Genomic DNA, 2,915 nt, shown 5'->3' on the forward strand with positions numbered 1-2,915 from the left:
GGTGTGGTGTAACGACCGACACCTGCTTGTGCTGTGATGGTTTTTACACGGTCACGGCGCCAAATCATGGTTTCTTCACTGCTTAATTCAAATCCATCGACAACTTGGCCAAGTGGAACACTGTGGATGCCCAACAGAGATCGAACGGGTAACGTTTCCAATGACTGAATCGAACTCTCTGTGCCTCGCAGTTGAATTGTGACCAGTTCATCGTTTAAGTTCATACGACCCAAGGGCATGCCTTCTGAAGCTCGCTTCATCGCGAACGCAATATCCGCGCGGTTTATACCTGCGGTGCGCATCTTTTCTTGGTTGATGACAGGCTCAAATACTTTACTTTTCTGTCGCCAGTCGTCACGAACGTACTTGGTGTCTGGGTGTACTGCGAAGATTGCTTTTGCTTGCTCTGATAAGCCATGTAAGACCTCGGCATCAGGGCCTGAGAAACGAGCTTCAACGCTGAATTTATCCGCCGTCGCCAATTTTAAGCTTCTAAAGCGAGGGTCTGCGTTCGGAAACTCTTCCATTAACCATTTATCACCGCGTGCAATCAATGGGCTTAGTGACGGAAAATCAGTCGCATTAATCAAAATCTGACCGTAAGCCGGATCGAACGGTTCTGGCTCTATAGTCACGGAGAAGCGAGGAGCACCTGCGCCAACATAGGTTGAAATACTTTCGACTTCCGGCTGTTCCAACAACCATTGTTCGATTCGCTTCATGTCTTCTGAGGTTTGTTCAACCTTGGCACCGTTCGGTAGCCAGTAATCTAGGAACAGGATCGGTCGGTCGGCTTGTGGAATAAAGTTAACGGCAATGTTCGGGATAGCTAATGCAGTCACTAATATCAACGGAACCAAAGCGCTCAATGCTTTAAGCGGATTATCGACAGTCCAGTTGACACTCTTACGGTATAAGCTGACTTTGGTGTTATCAGCTTGCTTGGTTGGCTTGATGAAGAACCAACACATCAAGGCCGTGAAGGTCATCGCAACTAGCCAAGACAGTAACAATGACGACGCGATGATAAGGAATACCGAGCTTGCGAACTCAGCAGCATCGGTTTTTGAAAAAATTACAGGGCTCGCACCCATGATAGCGATAACTGTCGCACCAAAGAGTGGTGTTGCTGTCTCTTTAACAGAGTCAATCGCGGCTTTAGTGCGGTCGATGCCTTTGTTGATTTTCACAATCATCATGTCGGTGATGACAATGGCGTTATCTACCAACATGCCGAGGGCAAGAATGAAGGTACCTAGAGAAACTCGGTGTAAGTCAATCGAAGTCATGTTCATGTAGATAAGCGTCAACAAGATAGTCAGCAGGAGGCTCGAACCGACGATGGTTGCACTTTTTAATCCCATGAATACCGACAAGACGATAAATACAATCGCGACACTTTCTAATAAGTTACTTACGAAGTTGTCGATCGATTTCTGAACTTCTTCAGGTTGATTAGCAACTGTCGCAATATCAACACCTAGTGGTAAGGTTGTTTGAAAATCGTTGACGATCTGATTGATTTCATCGCCAAGTGATACCACGTTAACACCGGTGACTGGGCTCATCGCTAATGTGACTGCAGGTACGCCGTTGTAGCGGTTTTCTGTCATCATTGGCTCTTGGTAACCCATTGTGATGTCAGCGATATCGCCTAAGCGAATTAAACTGGTTCCCAATTCACTTACGCCGCCTTTGATCATCAGGTTTTTGATGTCGTCTAACGAACTGAACTCACTCGACTGTTGAACTCGGATTCGCTCAGTACCTACTGAAAACTTACCCGCATCAAACGTCATGTTTTGCGTATTCAACTGCGACCAAACTTGTGTGATAGATAGGCCGTATTGCGCCAACCTTTCATCTGGGATATCGATATGAACAACGCGTGGTTGAACACCATGCAGTTCAATCTTCTTAATACCATCGACGGTTTTAATTCTGCGTTGGAGTTCTTCTGCGTAACGTCTTAGTTCAGCTGGCGATGCATCTTTACTGTGGATAGAGAAAAGCATGCCGTAGACTTCAGAGAATTCGTCTTGTACGACACTGATCTGTGCAGTTGAAGGTAGCAATAACTTCATATCAGACACTTTACGGCGTAATAAGTCCCACTCTTGAGGAAGTGCTTTTGAATTAAGAGACTCTTTTAGGTCGACAAATACCATCGACATGCCGGGGCGCGATAAAGATCGAAGCCGATTAAGTGTCGCCATTTCTTGGAGTTTGGTTTCGACGGTGTCGGTGACTTGTTGTTCCACTTCTTCCGCAGAAGCGCCAGGGTAGAGCGTTACAACGACGGCCGTCTTTATGGTGAAGCTTGGGTCTTCAAGTTTTCCAAGCTCAAAATAAGAAAACAGGCCTGCGATGACACTCAGTGCAGTGAAAAACAGGATGAAGGTGCGTTGTTTGATTGCAAAATCAGCTAGATTCATCATGGTTCACCTACAGGCTTTTAACTTGAATATTGGAGAAGTACTGTCCTTCCACCACGTATTGCGCGCCACTCACGACCACGAAGTCGCCATCATTGAGCGTCGATTCAACACACACGGTGTTTTTGGACATAGAAATCACATCCACGGTCACGCCATGAGCTTGTTCATTTTTAACAGTGAATACTTGCTCGATACCCGTTTGGTTGACTAACGCAGAATAGGGCAAACAGAAATTACTGCTCGCTTCTCCAAGTTGAGTCGTCAATGTGACCGCTTTTCCAGGTAATACCGATTTGTCAGTGGAGTCGACATGGTAAGTAACCGCATAGGTCTGCTTGATTGGGTGAGGTGACGTCGAAATTTCAGCGGCATAACCAACTAGTTTAGTCTCTGAACCATACCAATCTATGACAGAAGTTTGATTTGGTTTGAACTCATGAATCAAATTTTCAGGTACTTGAATTTTAACTTCAAGTT

The 2,915-nt window shown here is 45.7% G+C and carries 1 protein-coding gene and 1 pseudogene; both read right to left on the reverse strand.

What is annotated here, in order from left to right; genetic code table 11:
- The coding region (locus tag AB4653_RS24500; protein WP_372105538.1) for an efflux RND transporter permease subunit at window positions 1-2,435 on the reverse strand (2,435 nt) is incomplete at its 3' end.
- Between the two features lie 10 nt (window positions 2,436-2,445).
- Window positions 2,446-2,915, reverse strand: a pseudogene (locus AB4653_RS24505) (efflux RND transporter periplasmic adaptor subunit); the annotation flags it as partial.

It is taken from the genome of Vibrio sp. 10N.222.48.A3 (assembly GCF_041475345.1).
Lineage (GTDB): Bacteria > Pseudomonadota > Gammaproteobacteria > Enterobacterales > Vibrionaceae > Vibrio > Vibrio tasmaniensis_A.